Here is a 17221-nt window from a genome sequence, read left to right on the forward strand (position 1 = left end):
GTTCTCAGTTCTCCCCTGCATCCCCGTCGGGCGCCTCGGCAGGCGCCGGGACGTCGTCGCCCAGTATCTCGCCTGTCGCCGTGTTGACCGCCGGAGCACGGCCGGTTTCCGCCTTCGTTGCCGCAGCGTTAACCGCCAGTACGACGGACTCCGCCAGCCGCGGCCCGAAACCGGGCAGCTCGGCCACCTCGCCAACGGTGGCGCCGCGCAACTTCTTGAGCGAGCCGAAATGGCGCAGCAACGTCTTACGCCGCACTTCACCCAGTCCTGGGACCTCGTCGAGGGTGCTCTCGACCATCGACTTCGACCGCCTGTTGCGGTGGTGGGTGATCGCGAACCGGTGCGCCTCGTCGCGGAGCCGCTGCAACAGGTACAGACCCTCGGACGTCCTGGAGAAGATCACCGGGTCTTCCTCGTCGGGGACCCACACCTCTTCGAGCCGCTTGGCCAGGCCGACGACCGGGATGTCACCGACGCCCAGCTCGTCCATCGCCTGCCGGGCCGCGGCCACCTGCGGCGGACCACCGTCGACCACGACCAGCCCCGGGGCATACGCGAACTTCTTCGCGCGACCGGTCTCGGGGTCGACCAGGGCGGCGTTCGGGTCGTCGTCCTCGGTGAGGGTGGCGCGTTCGTCGAGGAGGCGTTTGAAGCGGCGGGTCAGGACCTCGGCGATCGAGGCGACGTCGTTCTGCCCGTCGACGCCCTTGATCACGAACCGGCGGTACTCGCTCTTGCGCGGCAGGCCGTCCTCGAACACGACCATCGACGCCACCACCTCGGTGCCCTGCAGGTTCGAGATGTCGTAGCACTCCAGCCGCAGCGGCGCCTCCGGCAGGTCGAGCGCCGCCTGGATCTCCTCCAACGCCTGGTTCCGCGTGGTCAGGTCGCTGGCCCGCTTGGTCTTGTGCATGGTCAGCGTCTGCAGCGCGTTCCGCTCGACGGTCTCCATCAGCGCCTTCTTGTCGCCGCGCTGCGGGACCCGGATCGACACCCGCGCGCCGCGCAGTTCCTCGAGCCACTCGGTGAGCGCGTCCGCGTCGTCGGGCATCGTCGGCACCAGGATCTCGCGCGGGATCGCGTCGCCCGAGTCCCCGGCGTACGTCTGCTGGATGAACCGCGAGACGAGGTCGCCGGTGGTCGCCGTACCGTCGGCCTTGTCGGCGATGAAGCCGCGCTCACCGCGGATCCGGCCGCCGCGGACGTAGAAGATCTGCACGGCGACCTCGAGCGGGTCCTCGCTCAGCGCGATCACGTCGGTGTCGGTGCCGTCGCCGAGGACCACCGCGTTCTTGGCCAGCGCCTTGTCCAGCGCGGACAGGTCGTCGCGGATCTTCGCGGCCCGCTCGTACTCCAGCTCGGCGGCCGCGGCCTGCATCTCCTTCTGCAGCCGGCGTACGTACGTCGCGGTCTGCCCGGACAGGAACGCCGCGAAGTCGTCGACGATCTTGCGGTGCTCCTCCTGCGACACCTGACCGGTGCAGGGCGCCGCGCACTTCCCGATGTAGCCGAGCAGGCACGGCCGGCCGATCTGGCGGTGCCGGTTGAACACGCCCTTGCTGCACGAACGCATCGGGAACACCCGGAGCAGCAGGTCCACGGTCTCGCGGATCGCCCAGGCGTGGCTGTACGGGCCGAAGTACTTCACGCCCTTCTTCTTCTGGCCGCGGCCGACCATCACCCGCGGGTAGTCCTCGTTGAAGGTGATCGCGAGCCACGGGTACGACTTGTCGTCGCGGTACTTCACGTTGAAGCGCGGGTCGTACTCCTTGATCCAGGAGTACTCCAGCTGCAGTGACTCGACCTCGGTGGCGACCACCGTCCACTCGACCTTCGAGGCCGTCGTCACCATCGCCTGCGTCCGGGGGTGCAGGTTCACCAGATCCTGGAAGTACGACGACAACCGGGCGCGCAGGTTCTTCGCCTTGCCGACGTAGATCACCCGGCCGCCGGAGTCGCTGAAGCGGTAGACGCCGGGCGAGTCGGGAATCGAACCCGGAGCGGGACGGTAGGAGGACGGATCAGCCACCCAACCACCCTAGTTCGGCCCACCGACAAACCCGGAATCGGCGCAAAGTTTCTAGTCTGGGTTCAATGACAGACTTGAAGGTATGAGATTCGGAGATGTTGATCGGACGATCCGCGCGTACGACGGTGTCCGGGTGCTCGAGGCCCAGGACGACCTCTTCTACCTGTACGACCCGGCCAACGACCTGCCGCCCGAACGGCAGCAGCCCTTCGCCACCATTGTCACCGGCGACCACTACGAGAAGGTGTCGAACCTCGACCAGCCCGGCGCCTGGCGACTCAACCTCGGCCTCACCAAGGCGACGTACGCCGAACTCTTCGGCCCGGTGCCCACCGAACGCGACGCCGACTGGGTGCTCGACTCAGGCCACGACTACGCCGCCCGTGACGTACTCATGCCGCACCCGTTCTACGCCTCCCAGCACTGGGTCGCGATCGTGAACCCGACCGGTCTGGACCAGCTGCTGCCGTTGATCGAGGAGGCGTACGGCTTCGCGGTCAGGAAGTACTCCAACCAGCAGAACCGGCAAACGAGCTGAAGATTGCGGTCCTGTTTCGGGTTGGCTCATAAGTCGAGATTTATCCCCGGCTGGGATGGGCGAGCTGTCTTACTTGTGGACAAGGGTAGATGCGCAGGTCCTTTGCGTGAGGCAACAAGGCCTTGCGTTGACTCGAGGGAGTTCCGCCCATGTCCCCTTCCCTTAGCAGACCACGCGCTGTGCTCGGTGTCGTCGCAGCGTCCGCGCTCGCCGTCACCGGAATCGTCACCGCTGCCACTGGCAGCACCGCGGCACAGCCCGGACCGGTGAGCATCCGCGGCGCCGGCAACCCGAACGCGATCCCCGGCAGCTACATCGTCGTCCTGGCCGGCCAGTCCACGCGGGCCCAGACCCGGGTCGCGACCCAGAGCCTGGCGGCGAGCTACGACGTCAAGGTCAAGGACCAGTACGACGCGTCGATCAAGGGCTTCTCGGCGACCATGTCCGAGGACCAGGCGAAGAAGCTGGCCGGCGACTCCCGGGTCGCGTACGTCCAGCAGAACCAGAAGATCACCGTCGCCCAGGACGACCCGCCGTGGGGCCTGGACCGTGCGGACCAGCGGGATCTCCCGCTGGACAAGAAGTACACACCGTCGACGGACGCCAAGAACGTGAACGTCTACATCATCGACACCGGCATCTACGCCAAGCACAACGACTTCGGCGACCGCGCGTCGGTCGGCACCGACACGGTCGGCGACGGCCAGAACGGCGTCGACTGCATGGGTCACGGCAGCCACGTGGCCGGCACGATCGGCGGTACGACGTACGGGCTGGCGAAAGCCGCGAAGCTGATCGCGGTCCGGGTGCTGGACTGCAAGGGCTCCGGCTCGACGGAGTCCGTGGTGGCGGGGATCGACTGGGTGACGAAGAACGCGAAGAAGCCCGCGGTCGCGAACATGAGCCTCGGCGGCGGCGCGGACGACGCGCTGGACGCCGCGGTGAAGGCGTCCGTCGACGCCGGCGTCACCTACGCCGTTGCCGCCGGCAACGACAATGCGGATGCCTGCCAGAGCTCGCCCGCTAAGGAACCGTCGGCGATCACGGTCGGCGCCACCGACGACCAGGACCAGCGCGCGGAGTTCTCGAACTTCGGCAAGTGCGTGGACCTGTTCGCCCCGGGCGTGGACATCACGTCGGTCGGCATCACCGGCCCGGACGCGACCGCGAAGATGAGCGGTACGTCGATGGCGACCCCGCACGTCGCGGGCGGCATCGCGCTCTACCTGGCCGACCACCCGGACGCCACCCCCGCCGATGTCGCGAAGGCGCTGGTCGCCAACTCGACCGCGGACAAGGTGGGCGACCCCGGCACCGGCTCGCCGAACAAGTTGCTGTACGTCGGGGCCTCTGACCAGTCCTGACCCTGCTCCGAAGGCCCGGTCCCCCGGTGACCGGGCCTTCGCCATGCCTGCCGCGCCGGTCAGGCGGACTCGACGATGTTGCCGCCCTGGACCTTCACGTTCACGGCCGGCAGCGGCGACGGCGCCGGTCCGCTGACCACGCTGCCGTCGGTGATGCTGAAGTGGCTGTTGTGGAACGGGCAGACGATCTGGCCGCCCTCCACCGAACCGATCGGGTTGCCCTGGTGCGTGCAGACCGCGGAGAAGCCCTTGTAGGTGCCGGCGGTCGGCTGCGTCACCACGACCTTCGCGTCGGTGAACACCTTCCCGCCCCCGACCGGTACGTCGGACACCGGGCCGAGGACCGTACCGCCGCCGCCGCTCGACGAGGCACTCGCGCTCGGCGCGGAGCCGGTGGCCGACGGCGACGTACCGGTGCCACTGCTGGTGCCAGTGCTGGTGCCGCCGGTGCTGCCGCTTCCGGAGGTGTCGCTGCCACCGCAGGCCGCGAGGATCGGCGCGCCGGCACCCGCCAGGGCGACCATCGCCGCGCAGCGCAGCACCGTCCTGCGGTCCCGCAGACCGTCCGCTGCCGATGGGGTGGTCGATGCCGTCGTGTCATCGCTCATGAATCTGGACCTCCAGGAGCCTGCTGATCGAAGTAGTTGAACGCAGTACACCAGGTCAAACGACCAGCCCGGCCGAACGGTTCACCTTGCACCGCAGTTTGAGGGTTTGCTGTGAGTCGGCTGGGAGCGCCGATGGGCCATTGTGCGGTGCGGACCGGGCGACCGGCAGACTATGGGCGTGGGTGAGGCATGAGATGACCGGCGCAACGAACGACACGACCGTGCTCACGGCGATCGCCGAACTGGCGCCGTTGTGGATGCCGGGGTGTGTTGTGGACACCACCGACCGGACCGTCGAGGTCGGATGGGGCCGCGGCTCGCTGCAGATGTCGGCGGTTGTCGGGCTCGCTGAGATCGTCGATCGGTGCTCGCAGCTGCCGCAGCAGCTGTGGGCCGAGCAGATCGAAGCGTGGTTACGGGCCGTGGTCGCGGAGGGTGAGCTCGCCACCGAGGAACACCGGTTCGGCGACGTCGCGGGCAGGCAACGCGCGATGCTGCTGCAACGCGGTTGGTCCGCCCGGACGGCCGGCCCGGTCGCCGATGCGCTGATCCCCTTCGGCGACCACTTCGAGGTCGTGGTGTTCATCGGTACCGGCAACGACTACCGCCGCTTGACCGTCGTACGGCGGTCGATGCTCGGTCTGGGCGACCCCGACGTACCGTCGCCGGTGCAGTTGACGCTGGAGCAGATCGCGGACCTGCGTCCGATCGAACGTGACGGCTTCTCGATTCTCACCCGCGCCGATGATCCGTTGGTCTCGATGGCGGTGGTCGACCGGGAGAATCTGCTGCCGCAAGCGTCCATCGGGCTGGGAGCGCTGGTCGCCGTGCCCCGGCTCAGCACGGTGGCGTTCTGTCCCGCCGACGCGGGACAGCAGGTCGCGGACCGGTTGGCGCAGTGGGTCGCCGACACCTACGAGGGTGCGTCTGACCAATGCAGCCCTGACTTGTACTGGCTACAGGGCGACCGCATGGTGCAGATCCCTGTCACGCTCGCGACACCGCCGACGGTCGTACTGCCTCCGGCGCTCCTGCCGTCACCGCGCCGCACCTGGTTCCGGCATCTGTTCGAGCAATTGTTCCGTCGCTGACCAATCCCCGGCTCGGCGGACTGCCGCATCCGCAGCTCAGCAGCAGCAGGCCCCGGGCGCTCAGCGCTCCGGGGCCTGGTCCAGCCCACAAAGCTCAGCCGGCTGCGCGCTTCCTGGCCGCAGACACCTTCTTGGCCGGCGCGGTCTTCGTCACCGTGGTCTTCTTCGCAGCAGCCTTCTTCGCGACCGCCTTCTTCGCCGGGACCTTCTTCGCCGCGGTCTTCTTGGCCGGCAGCGCCTTGGCCGCCGCCTGCTTGGCGCTCGGCTTCGCTGCGCGACCCTCGAGGATCTCGGCGAGGAACTGACCGGTGTACGACGCCGGGTTGGCCGCGACCTCCTCCGGCGTGCCCTCGGCGACCAGGGTGCCGCCGCGGCGGCCGCCGTCCGGGCCGAGGTCGATCAGCCAGTCGGCGGTCTTGATCACGTCGAGGTTGTGCTCGATGACCAGCACCGAGTTGCCCTTGTCCACCAGGCCGCTCAGCACGCCGAGCAGCTTGCTGATGTCCTCGAAGTGCAGACCCGTCGTCGGCTCGTCCAGCACGTACACCGTGCGGCCGGTCGAGCGCCGCTGCAGCTCCGACGCCAGCTTCACCCGCTGCGCCTCACCGCCGGACAGCGTCGGCGCCGGCTGACCGAGCCGCACGTACCCGAGGCCCACCTCGACCAGCGTCGTCAGGTGCCGCGAGATCGCCGGGATCGCCTGGAAGAACTCCGACGCCTCCTCGATCGGCATGTCCAGCACGTCCGCGACGGTCTTGCCCTTGTAGTGCACCTCGAGCGTCTCGCGGTTGTACCGCGCGCCGTGGCACACCTCGCACGGGACATACACATCCGGCAGGAAGTTCATCTCGATCTTCAGCGTGCCGTCACCCGAGCACGCCTCGCAGCGGCCGCCCTTGACGTTGAACGAGAAGCGGCCCTGCTGGTACCCGCGGACCTTCGCCTCCGGCGTCTCCGCGAACAACTTCCGGACGTGGTCCCAGACCCCGGTGTACGTCGCCGGGTTCGACCGCGGCGTACGGCCGATCGGCGACTGGTCGACGTGGATGACCTTGTCGACCAGCTCCATGCCGGAGATCTTCGTGTGCCGCCCGGGCACCGCGCGGGCGCCGTAGATCTGCCGGGCCAGCGACGTGTAGAGGATGTCGTTGACCAGCGTCGACTTGCCGGAACCGGACACCCCGGTGACCGCGACGAACACCCCGAGCGGGATGGTCACGTCGAGGTCCTTGAGGTTGTTCTGCCGGGCGCCGTACACGGTCAGCTCGCGACCCTCGGTCAGCGGACGCCGCACGGCCGGGATCGGGATCTCCCGCCGGCCGGAGATGTACTGCCCGGTGATCGAGTCCGGGTGGTTGCGCAGGTCCTCGACCGTGCCCGACACGACCACCTGACCGCCGTGCTCGCCGGCGCCCGGGCCGATGTCGACGACCCAGTCCGCGTGGTCGATGGTGTCCTCGTCGTGCTCGACCACGATCAGCGTGTTGCCAAGCTCCTTGAGCCGGACCAGGGTGTCGATCAGCCGCCGGTTGTCCCGCTGGTGCAGGCCGATCGACGGCTCGTCCAGCACGTACAGCACGCCGACCAGGCCGGAGCCGATCTGGGTCGCGAGCCGGATCCGCTGCGCCTCACCACCGGACAGCGAACCGGCCGGCCGGCTCAGCGCCAGGTAGTCCAGGCCGACGTCGAGCAGGAACCGCAGCCGCTCGCCGATCTCCTTGACCACCCGCTCGGCGATCTGCTTCTCCCGCGGGCTGAGCTCCATCTGGACCAGGAAGTCGTGCACCTCGTCGATCGACATCGCGCTGATCTCGGCGATGTTCTTCCCGCCGAGCGTGACCGCGAGCGAGATCGGCTTCAGCCGCGCGCCGTTGCAGGCCAGGCACGGGACCTCGCGCATGTACTCCTCGAAGCGCTCCCGCCCGGTGTCGCTGGACGCCTCCGCGTGCCGGCGCTCGACGTACGGGATCACGCCCTCGAAGCTGGTGTAGTACGACCGCTCGCGGCCGTAGCGGTTCTGGTACGAGACGTGGACCTGCTTGTCGTGGCCGGTGAGCAGCGCCTTCTTTGCCTTCGCCGGCAGCTCGCCGAACGGCGTACTCGTCTTGACCTTCAGGTCCCGCGCCAGCGCCTCGAGCAGCCGCTCGAAGTACTGCGTGACGTTCTGCCCCGACCACGGCTGGATCGCGCCCTCGTCGAGCGACTTCGACGGGTCCGGGACGAGCAGCTCCGGGTCCACCTCCATCCGGGTGCCGAGTCCGGTGCAGACCGGGCAGGCGCCGTACGGCGAGTTGAACGAGAAGGACCGCGGCTCGAGCTCGTCGATCGCGAGCGGGTGGTCGTTCGGGCAAGCGAGCTTCTCGGAGAAGCGGCGCTCGCGGTGCGGGTCGTCCTCCGGGAGATCGACGAAGTCCAGCACGACCAGGCCGCTGGCCAGGCCGAGCGCGGTCTCCACCGAGTCGGTCAGCCGCTGCTTCGCGGAGCCCTTCACCGCGAGCCGGTCGACCACCACGTCGATGCTGTGCTTCTTCTGCTTGTCGAGCTTCGGCGGCTCGGTCAGCTGGATCGTCTCGCCGTCTACCCGGGCCCGCGAGAAGCCCTGGCCGGTCAGCTGCCGGAAGAGGTCGACGTACTCACCCTTGCGGCCGCGCACCACCGGGGCGAGCACCTGGAACCGGGTGCCCTCGTCGAGCTCCAGGACCCGGTCGACGATCTGCTGCGGGGTCTGCCGTGCGATCGGCTCGCCGCACTCGGGGCAGTGCGGGCGGCCGGCCCGGGCGAACAGCAGCCGGAGGTAGTCGTACACCTCGGTGATCGTGCCGACTGTGGAGCGCGGGTTCCGCGAGGTGGACTTCTGGTCGATCGAGACCGCCGGGGACAGGCCCTCGATGAAGTCGACGTCCGGCTTGTCCATCTGGCCGAGGAACTGGCGCGCGTACGCCGACAGCGACTCGACGTAGCGGCGCTGGCCCTCGGCGAAGATCGTGTCGAAGGCCAGGCTGGACTTCCCGGAGCCGCTCAGTCCGGTGAAGACGATCATGGCGTCCCGCGGCAGGTCGACCGAGACGTCCTTCAGGTTGTGTTCCCGTGCTCCACGCACGATCAGACGGTCAGACACAAGCTCACTCTCAGCCGTTCTCGAGGGTTTCCGGGTGGTTCTCCGGCCTGCCCGGTCATGCTAACGAGGCCCACCGACAAAAACTTCCGCCGCCGCGGCCGCGGTCCGGCTTCGAAAGTATATTCGATCGCGGACCGTGCTCGATCCAACCCGGCCGCAGGTGCAAGGATCTGCGTGTCACCGAGATTTCAGGGAGAGGCGAGATGCCCGAGTACCACGGGAACGTCAAGGTCGGCGGACCGGCACAGACCCACGAGCTGGCCAAGCTGATGATCACCAAGGTCGCCGTCGGACCGATGGACAACAACGCCTACCTGCTGCGCTGCCGGCAGACCGACGAGCAGGTGCTGATCGACGCCGCGAACGAGGCGGACACGCTGCTCCGCCTGATCGGCGAGGCCGGCCTCGCCCGGGTCGTCACCACGCACCGCCACCAGGATCACTGGGAGGCGCTGGCCGAGGTCGTCGCCCGCACCGGTGCCACCACGGTCGCCGGCCGCCACGACGCCGAGGGCATCCCGGTCCCGACCGACCAGCTCGTCGACGACGGCGACCACATCGCCGTCGGCCGCTGCAGCCTGCGCGTCATCCACCTGGTCGGCCACACTCCCGGCTCGATCGCCCTGGTGTACGACGACCCGGACGGCGCGCCGCACCTGTTCACCGGCGACTCGCTCTTCCCCGGCGGCGTCGGCAACACCCAGGGCGACAAGGCCCGCTTCACGTCCCTCATCGACGACGTCGACACCAAGCTCTTCGGCACCCTCCCCGACGAGACCTGGGTCTACCCCGGCCACGGCTCCGACACCACCCTCGGCACCGAACGCCCCCACGTCGCGGAATGGCGCGAACGCGGCTGGTAAGACACTCGGCCGGGACCAGTGACGACGTGTGCTGCCTGACCAGCGGCCGGTCGGCAGACCGTCGTACTCGCCGTTGGAGACCGCTCGTTCGTAGTGCTCGTCGACCTGCCGCGTCAGCTCGTCGACCCGGGTGATCCTAGGGTGGCGGTATGAGCGGATTCGCGGAGTATCAGCCCGGGGTCGCCCGGCAGACCGTCGACGTCGTCGTACGTCCCGCCGTGGACGCGGACCTGGCCAGGTGTGCGGAGCTGATCGTGTCGCGGACGGGCGGGGCGGTCGACGTACGGCGTGCCCGCCTGGTCGCGGACCTCCAGCACGCGGACCGGTACACCGTGGTCGCCGAGATCGACGGCGAGGTCGTCGGGTACGCGCTCGTACTCCGGCACCAGATCTCCCCCACCGACCCGCCCGGCACCGCCCCGGACGGGTACTACCTGATCGGCCTGATCGTCGACCCGCGGCACCGGCGGCACGGGATCGGCGAGCTGCTCACCCGGGAGCGGATCCGCTGGGTGGCCGAGCGCGCCGACGAGGTCTACTACTTCGCCAACGTCGCGAACGGCGCAACCCTCGACCTCCACCTGAGCTTCGGGTTCACCGAGGTGACCCGCGACTTCACCTTCCCGAACGCTCCACTCAAGCCCGGTACCTGCGTCCTGCTCCGCGCCCCGATCAGTCGGTGAGCTCCGCCGGATAGGCGATCACGTCCACCAGCGCGTTGTTCCGGATCGCCGTCAGTTCGGTACGCCGGGCGATCGCGTCCTCGAACAACTGCCGCTGCAACGACTGCGCATCCCGGAGCGGTACGCCGTTCACCGCCAGCACCAGGTCGCCGTTCCGAAGGCCCGCGGCGGCGGCCGGACTCGCCGGGATCACCTCGACGACGCGCAGCGCGGTCCGCTGGTCGAAGCGCTCCGCCAGCGCCGGGTGCAGTGGCGCGGGCGTGGTGACCAGACCGAGGTACCCACGGCGCACCCGGCCGTCGTGGAGCAGCGAGTAGATGATCCGCCGGGTCGTCGGGTTCATCGGCACCGCGAGGCCGAGCCCGATCCCGGCGACCGCGGTGTTGATGCCGATCACCCGGCCGTTGCCGTCGGCAAGCGCGCCGCCGGAGTTACCGGGGTTCAGTGCTGCGTCGGTCTGGATCACGTCCTCGATGATCCGGTTGGCCGAGCCGCTCCGGACCGGCAACGACCGGCCGAGCGCACTGACCACGCCCGCCGTGACGCTGCCCGCGAGGCCGAGCGGGTTGCCGACCGCAACCACCAGGTTCCCGACCTTCAGATGGTCCGCGTCGCCGTACTCGGGCGGGTCCGGGATCTCCCGGTCGGCCCGCAGTACGGCGAGATCCGACAGCCGATCGACGCCGATCACGCGGGCCTGCGCCGTCGTACCGTCCGCGAACTCCGCCGTCGCCTCGGTGCCGCCGCCGACCACGTGGGCGTTGGTGAGCAGGTGGCCGTCGCCGGTCAGGACCACCGCGGAGCCGGACGAGTCGCCATGCCGGCTGTGGATCCGCAGGCTCGCGACCCGCGGGATCAGTTGCTCGGCCACTCCCGAGACCACCCGGGAGTAGGCGTCCAGTACGTCGTCCTCAGGCATCGGCCTCACCTCCTGAATTACAAGATTACTCCGCAATCCCAACGTGAACCGGGCCACAATCCTGACCGATCGGTTGAAAACTGGCCGATCGGTCAGTCAAGCTGCATGACATGGCAGTCACCACCCCCGCCCGGGAGCGGACCAGGCACGAGATCGTGCGTCAGGCGATGGACCTGTTCCAGGCGGCCGGCTACAACGCGACGTCGCTGCAGGACATCGCCACCGCGGCCGGCTGCTCGAAGGCGACGGTGCTGTACCACTTCAGCGGCAAGCCGGCCGTGCTGGCCGCCGTCCTCGAACCCGCCGCCGCCGACCTGGCCGACCTGGTGAAGGCCGCGGCCGAGCTGCCTCGCGCCGCCGCGCAGGAGCTGGCGATCGAACGCTTCATCGACCTCGCCGTCGAGTACCGCGGCGTGGTCGACGTCCTGCAGGACGTCATCCCGGTGATCGAGCGGATGCCCGAGGTCGCGCCGCTGGTCGCGGACGGGATCCGGCTCACCGAGTTGATGGCCGGCTCGGACGACCCGATCGAGCGGGACCTGGCGAAGTTCGCCATCAACGGTCTGCTCGGCGAGTGCCGGCACGCACAGGAGCGGACCGGCGACGACCTCCGAAGACTCTGCGACCTCGCGCTCCGGAGACTCCTCCGCCGCGCCTGACCGCCCGACCCCGACTCCCCCGCCGCCGCGGGGCGGTCGCTTCTGCCCGCTGACCTGAAACGGACGCACTTCCCGATGGCCAATCTGCTCTACCGGCTCGGCCGGTTCTCGTACCAGCGCCGCCGCCTGGTCGCCGCGCTGTGGGCGCTGTTCCTCGTGCTGCTCGGCGTCGGCGCGCTGACCCTGGGCGGCAAGACCGCGAACACGTTCTCGATCCCCGGCACCGAGTCGCAGCGCGCGCTCGACGCCCTCAAGCACGAACTGCCGGCCGCCAGCGGTGCGTCCGCGACGGTCGTCGTGAAGGCGCCGGCGGGCAAGACGCTCGCCGACCCGACGGTGAAGGCCGCGGTCGGTGCCACCGTCGCCAAGGCCGCGAAGGTCCCCGAGGTGATCGCCGCGCTCGACCCGTTCGCCACCAAGGCGATCAGCCCGGACGGTACGACGGGACTCATCAGCGTCCAGTTCGACAAGCCCGCCGACGAACTCTCCCACGAGAGCAGCGACGGGTACGACGGACTCAGCGCGCTCAGCTCCGGCGACCTGCAGGTGGTGCCGGGCGGGCAGATCAAGGCCGGGGTCCCGGAGATCGGTGCGACCGAGGTGATCGGCGTCGCGGTCGCGGCCGTCGTACTGATCGTCACGTTCGGGTCGCTGGTCGCGGCCGGGATGACGCTCGTGACGGCGTTGCTCGGCGTACTCGCCGGGATGGCCGGGTTGTTCATCGTCACCGCGTTCACCGACGTGTCCTCGACGGCGCCGATCCTGGCGTTGATGCTCGGACTCGCGGTGGGCATCGACTACTCGCTCTTCATCAGCTCGCGGCACCGGTCCCAGCTGGCTGAAGGGATGGATCCGGAGGAGTCGGTCGCGCGGGCGACGGCGACGGCCGGCTCGGCGGTGCTGTTCGCCGGGGCGACCGTGGTGATCGCGTTGGCCGGGCTGTCGGTGGTCGGCGTACCGTTCCTGACCGCGATGGGGCTGGCCGCGGCGGCGACGGTGCTGACCGCCGTACTGGTCGCGTTGACGTTGCTGCCGGCGCTGCTCGGGTTCGTCGGGAACCGGGTGCTGCCGCGGAAGTTGCGCAAGTCGCCGGCCGCCGTCGTACCGGCCGAGGGTTTCGGGTTCCGGTGGGGCCGGCTGGTGACCCGGTTCCGCGTACCGATCGTTGCTGTCGGCATCATCGGGCTCGGGCTGCTGGCGATCCCGGCGAAGGACATGCAGCTCGCGTTGCCGGACGGCGCGTCCGCGGCCGCCGGTACGAACCAGCGGGTCGCGTACGACCTGACCGCGGCGGCGTTCGGGCCGGGCGCCAACGGTCCGCTCGTGGTCGTTGTGAAGGGCAACGATGCGGCGACGTCCGAGGCCGTCGTACAGCAGGTGCTCGCGAAGGCGCAGGAGCTTCCCGACGTGGTCGCGGCCCAGCCCGCGGGGGCGAGTGACGATCACACGACCCGGCTGCTGCAGGTGATCCCGAAGAGCGGGCCGGCCAGCGAGCAGACCGCCGAACTGGTGAAGAGCTTGCGTACGGCGGTGCACCCGCTGGCCACGGGCGGCGCCGAGATCTCGGTCACCGGTAACACCGCGGTCGGCGTCGACGTCTCGAACAAGCTGTCCGACGCGTTGCCGACGTACCTGTTCGTCGTGATCGGGCTGTCGTTCCTGCTGCTCCTGCTGGCGTTCCGGTCGGTGCTGGTGCCGTTGAAGGCGACGCTCGGGTTCGTGCTGACGATCGGGGCGACGTTCGGGATCACGGTCGCGGTGTTCCAGCAGGGTCATCTGGCGAAGCTCGTCGGCGTCGACTCCCCCGGTCCCCTGGTCAGCTTCCTGCCGATCATCATGATGGGCATCCTGTTCGGGCTCGCGATGGACTACGAGGTGTTCATCGTGTCCCGGGTCCGCGAGGAGTTCGTGCACGGCCGGCACGCGAACGACGCCACCGTCCAGGGCCTCGGCCACGGCGCCCGCGTCGTCACTGCCGCCGCCCTGATCATGGCGTCGGTCTTCGCCGGCTTCATCCTCGTCCACGACCCGATCATCAAGGCGATCGGCTTCGGCCTCACCATCGGCGTACTCATCGACGCCTTCGTGGTCCGGATGACCCTCGTCCCCGCCATCCTCAGCCTCCTCGGCGACCGCGCCTGGTGGTTCCCCCGGTGGCTAGACCGCCTGACCCCCCGAGTAGACATCGAAGGCGAAACGCTTCGGGTCCAGGCGGAACCGCGAACCGACGAACTCACCGGCGTACTTTGACGCACGCCGCGGGGCGTCAGCAGCGGCTGGCGCCCCACCCAACAGACTCGACGCATCACCCACGCGGTATTGGTTGTAGCTGTCGGCCGAGATGCTCGTCCGACCCGCCAGGACAGAGCTCGGAATGACGTAGATGCCGCCATCGCCGAGAACGATGAAGAACAGGTCGATCGAGTCGGGATCGTACGGCATCTTGCCGGCAGTTTTGTCGAGCGTGTACGGCCTGCGCCCGATGCCGACGTCCCAATAGCCCCGCCGGTTGCGGGACGCGCAGGACTTCACCTGCACACGCTGGATGCCCTTGGACGTCGTCACCAGCAGGTCGTACTCCTGTGGCTCGATCGGCAACGCGACCGGACATCCACGCAAGGTGAACCATGCCATCGCCAACGCCGCTGCCGAATAGCGGAGCATCTCCGGCCGGACCGGCTCGTCGAACACCTCATCCGGGGCCGACTTCGCGTGCGGCGACCTCAGATGGCTGCAGTCCAAGCGCAGCCTGACGGCATGACCCTTGACCCGAACTCGCTCTGCTCCGTTGTCGACGATGCCGAGCGCGACAATGACGTCCGCCCAGCAACTCGACACCGCGACAGCTTCACGCAACTGTTGATCGGACCAGCGGCGCTGCCCGGTGAAGTGTGACGTGTCCAACTCCAGCCGGGCTGCATGCCGCCGGGGCGTCGCCGCAGAGGTGTCCTTCAAGCCCAGAGCGCGGGCAACCGCACGCCAGGACACGCTGCTGTTCACCGCCTGCCGCAGCTCGTCGTCGTTCCAGCCTCGTCGATCTCCCATTGCACCCATGAGGACAAACGTCAAGAGGGGCACCGACAGAATCGGTGCCCCTCTTGACGGTCGGGCTGCCGAGATTTGAACTCGGGATCTCTAGTCCCCCAGACTAGCGCCTTATCCAAGCTAGGCCACAGCCCGCCAGCCCGCTGGGTGAAGCGGACTGGGTAAACCTTACCCCATCCGGAGAGTGGGTTTTACCAGGGTCCGGTCAGCGTTTCTTGTTCTTTTGGCGGGCTCGGATCTGGACGTGGATCGGGCTGCCGACGAAGCCGAAGTCCTCGCGGAGGCGGCGTTCGATGAAGCGCTGGTAGGACGCCTCGATCTGGCCGGAGGTGAAGATCGCGAAGGTCGGGGGCATCGTGGTGGCCTGGGTGCCGAACAGGATCTTCGGCTGCTTGCCGGAGCGCACGGGGTGCGGGTGGGCGGCCACCAGGCGGCCGAGGAACGCGTTCAGCTGGCCGGTCGGGACGCGGGTCTGCCAGCCCTCGAGGGCGGCCTCGATCGCCGGGACGAGTTTGTCCATGTGCCAGCCGGTGAGCGCGCTGATGTTGACCCGCGGCGCCCAGCGGAACTGCACCAGGTCGCGGTCGATCTCGCGCTCCAGGTAGTACCGGCGCTCGTCGTCCATCAGGTCCCACTTGTTGTACGCGATCACCAGCGCCTTGCCGGCCTCCTCGACCGCGTTCATGATCCGCAGGTCCTGCTCGGTGATCGACTGCGAGGCGTCGATGACGACCACGACGACCTCGGCCCGCTCGATCGCGGCGTTGGTCCGCAGCGAGGCGTAGTACTCGTGGCCCTGGGAGTTCTTCACCTTGCGCCGGATGCCGGCCGTGTCGATGAAGCGGTACTCCGTGCCGCTGAGCGTGATCAGCTCGTCGACCGGGTCCACCGTCGTACCGGCGACGTCGCTGACGACGACCCGGTCCTCCTTGGCGACCTTGTTCAGCAGCGAGGACTTGCCGACGTTCGGCTTGCCGACGATCGCCACCCGGCGCGGTCCGCCGAGCTCCTCGTCGCGCTCCGCCGGCGCCTCGGGCAGTGCGGCCAGGATCGCGTCCAGCATGTCGCCGGTGCCGCGGCCGTGCATCGCCGAAATCGGGAACGGTTCGCCGATGCCGAGCGCCCAGAGGTTCATCGCCTCGGACTCGATGCGCTGGTCGTCGACCTTGTTGGCGGCCAGTACGACGGGCTTCCCGGACTTCCGCAGCACCCGGACGACGGCCTCGTCGGCGTCGGTGATGCCGACCACCGCGTCGACCACGAACAGCACCGCGTCGGCGGCGTTGATCGCGACCTCGGCCTGCGCCGCGACCAGGGCGGCCATCCCGACCGCGTCCGGGTCCCAGCCGCCGGTGTCGACGACGGTGAACTCGCGGCCGGCCCAGTTGGCGTCGTACGACACCCGGTCGCGGGTGACGCCCGGAGTGTCCTCCACGACCGCCTCGCGGCGGCCGATGATGCGGTTGACCAGCGTGGACTTGCCCACGTTCGGCCGCCCGACGATCGCGAGGACCGGCAGCGGGCCGGCGTCGTCGCGCTCGTGCGTCGGTACTTCGGTGGGCAGGTCAGTCATGGGGGTCCCTCTGGTCTCGCCAGCCCGGAAGTGGGTGGCCGGTTTCTTCGACGGCCGCCTTCACATGGGCGCGCAGCACGTCACCGATGTGGTCGGCGACCGCCTGTACGTCGGAATGTCTCCTGGGAAAGGGTACGCGCTCGATCGAGAAGGGCTCGCCGTACACCACGTCGATCCGGCTTCCGGTCGGCGGACTACCCTCGACGCCGCCGTCCGGCAACCGGGTTCCCATCAGCGCCACCGGCAGGATCGGCGCGCCGGTGACCATCGCCAGGTACGCCGCCCCGCTCCGGATCCGGCCGAAGTCGCCCGGCCCGCGGGTGCCCTCCGGGTAGATGTTCAGCACCCGGCCGTCGCGCAGTGCCTGGATCGAGCGGCGGACGGCGAGGACGTCGTACGCCGAGCGGTCGACCGGGATCTGCCCGATCCGGCGCAGGAACACGCCCTGGAACCCGCCGAACACCTCGATCTTGCCGAGCTGGTGCAGCATCCGCGGCGCGATCGCGCCGAGCAGCGGGGCGTCCAGCAGGCTCAGGTGGTTCGGTGTCATCAGCAACGGACCGGTCAGCGGGAACCGGTCCTCGTGGTGCACGTGCAGGTCGTACTTGTGCCGGAAGTACGGCCTCGCCACCGTCCGCAGCGGCAACGCCAGCCGGTACGGAAGCGCCGGCAGATCGTCGGTCCGCGGCAGATCCCGGTGCCCGGTGAGCTCTGCCGTCACGGCGCCTCCC

14 protein-coding genes and 1 tRNA gene are annotated in these 17221 nt (G+C 69.1%); 7 read left to right on the plus strand and 8 right to left on the minus strand.

Annotated features, from left to right (window positions below; genetic code table 11):
• Positions 1 to 4 precede the first annotated feature (4 nt).
• On the minus strand, positions 5 to 2029 hold the full coding sequence (uvrC, locus tag ACFV9C_RS12450) for an excinuclease ABC subunit UvrC (protein WP_380193060.1): 2025 nt from the start codon (positions 2027 to 2029) through the stop codon (positions 5 to 7).
• Between the two features lie 82 nt (positions 2030 to 2111).
• On the opposite strand from uvrC, the gene ACFV9C_RS12455 reads away from it, so the two are divergent.
• On the plus strand, positions 2112 to 2567 hold the full coding sequence (locus tag ACFV9C_RS12455; protein ID WP_380193062.1) for a DUF6194 family protein: 456 nt from the start codon (positions 2112 to 2114) through the stop codon (positions 2565 to 2567).
• A gap of 149 nt (positions 2568 to 2716) precedes the next feature.
• Positions 2717 to 3931 carry a S8 family peptidase gene (locus ACFV9C_RS12460; protein ID WP_380193064.1) on the plus strand — a complete coding sequence of 405 codons (1215 nt, stop codon included), beginning with the start codon at positions 2717 to 2719 and terminating at the stop codon, positions 3929 to 3931.
• Positions 3932 to 3990: 59 nt separating this feature from the next.
• On the opposite strand, the gene ACFV9C_RS12465 is transcribed toward ACFV9C_RS12460, so the two are convergent.
• Complete coding sequence (locus tag ACFV9C_RS12465; RefSeq protein WP_380193065.1) at positions 3991 to 4539, minus strand: Rieske (2Fe-2S) protein; 549 nt, start codon at positions 4537 to 4539, stop codon at positions 3991 to 3993.
• Positions 4540 to 4733: 194 nt separating this feature from the next.
• On the opposite strand from ACFV9C_RS12465, the gene ACFV9C_RS12470 reads away from it, so the two are divergent.
• Entirely contained in the window at positions 4734 to 5630 is an 897-nt protein-coding gene (locus tag ACFV9C_RS12470; RefSeq protein WP_380193067.1) for a hypothetical protein, read from the plus strand.
• Between the two features lie 94 nt (positions 5631 to 5724).
• Here the strand turns inward: ACFV9C_RS12470 and uvrA are convergent, their stop codons facing one another.
• Positions 5725 to 8748, minus strand: coding sequence for an excinuclease ABC subunit UvrA (uvrA, locus tag ACFV9C_RS12475; protein ID WP_380193069.1), 3024 nt, complete (start codon positions 8746 to 8748; stop codon positions 5725 to 5727).
• 203 nt (positions 8749 to 8951) lie between these two features.
• On the opposite strand from uvrA, the gene ACFV9C_RS12480 reads away from it, so the two are divergent.
• Positions 8952 to 9611, plus strand: a complete 660-nt coding sequence (locus ACFV9C_RS12480) for an MBL fold metallo-hydrolase (protein WP_380193070.1) — start codon at positions 8952 to 8954, stop codon at positions 9609 to 9611.
• Positions 9612 to 9760: 149 nt separating this feature from the next.
• On the plus strand, positions 9761 to 10294 hold the full coding sequence (locus ACFV9C_RS12485; protein WP_380193071.1) for a GNAT family N-acetyltransferase: 534 nt from the start codon (positions 9761 to 9763) through the stop codon (positions 10292 to 10294).
• Here ACFV9C_RS12485 and ACFV9C_RS12490 read toward each other — a convergent pair.
• Entirely contained in the window at positions 10284 to 11213 is a 930-nt protein-coding gene (locus ACFV9C_RS12490) for a S1C family serine protease (RefSeq protein WP_380193074.1), read from the minus strand. The genes ACFV9C_RS12485 and ACFV9C_RS12490 overlap by 11 nt on opposite strands.
• Before the next feature lie 110 nt (positions 11214 to 11323).
• Here ACFV9C_RS12490 and ACFV9C_RS12495 point away from each other — a divergent pair, with 110 nt between their 5' ends.
• Both ACFV9C_RS12495 and ACFV9C_RS12500 read left to right on the plus strand, forming a co-directional pair.
• Positions 11324 to 11872: a TetR/AcrR family transcriptional regulator gene (locus ACFV9C_RS12495; RefSeq protein ID WP_380193076.1), complete on the plus strand. Its 549-nt coding sequence runs from the start codon at positions 11324 to 11326 to the stop codon at positions 11870 to 11872.
• A 75-nt stretch (positions 11873 to 11947) separates the two neighbouring features.
• Positions 11948 to 14122, plus strand: coding sequence for an MMPL family transporter (locus ACFV9C_RS12500; RefSeq protein WP_380193077.1), 2175 nt, complete (start codon positions 11948 to 11950; stop codon positions 14120 to 14122).
• Here ACFV9C_RS12500 and ACFV9C_RS12505 read toward each other — a convergent pair.
• The 4 genes from ACFV9C_RS12505 to ACFV9C_RS12520 all read right to left on the minus strand — a co-directional run bounded on the left by ACFV9C_RS12505 (position 14030) and on the right by ACFV9C_RS12520 (position 17211).
• Positions 14030 to 14950 (minus strand): group I intron-associated PD-(D/E)XK endonuclease, encoded by a 921-nt coding sequence (locus ACFV9C_RS12505; RefSeq protein WP_380193078.1) that lies wholly within the window; start codon positions 14948 to 14950, stop codon positions 14030 to 14032. The two genes, ACFV9C_RS12500 and ACFV9C_RS12505, sit on opposite strands and share 93 nt — an antisense overlap.
• Before the next feature lie 27 nt (positions 14951 to 14977).
• Positions 14978 to 15052, minus strand: a tRNA-Pro gene (locus ACFV9C_RS12510).
• Positions 15053 to 15122: 70 nt separating this feature from the next.
• Complete coding sequence (gene der, locus ACFV9C_RS12515; protein ID WP_380193079.1) at positions 15123 to 16490, minus strand: ribosome biogenesis GTPase Der; 1368 nt, start codon at positions 16488 to 16490, stop codon at positions 15123 to 15125.
• Positions 16483 to 17211, minus strand: coding sequence for a lysophospholipid acyltransferase family protein (locus tag ACFV9C_RS12520; protein WP_380193081.1), 729 nt, complete (start codon positions 17209 to 17211; stop codon positions 16483 to 16485). Before ACFV9C_RS12520 ends, der begins: the two co-directional genes overlap by 8 nt.
• Between the last annotated feature and the right edge of the window lie 10 nt (positions 17212 to 17221).

The organism is Kribbella sp. NPDC059898 (assembly GCF_042730855.1).
Taxonomy (GTDB): Bacteria; Actinomycetota; Actinomycetes; order Propionibacteriales; family Kribbellaceae; genus Kribbella.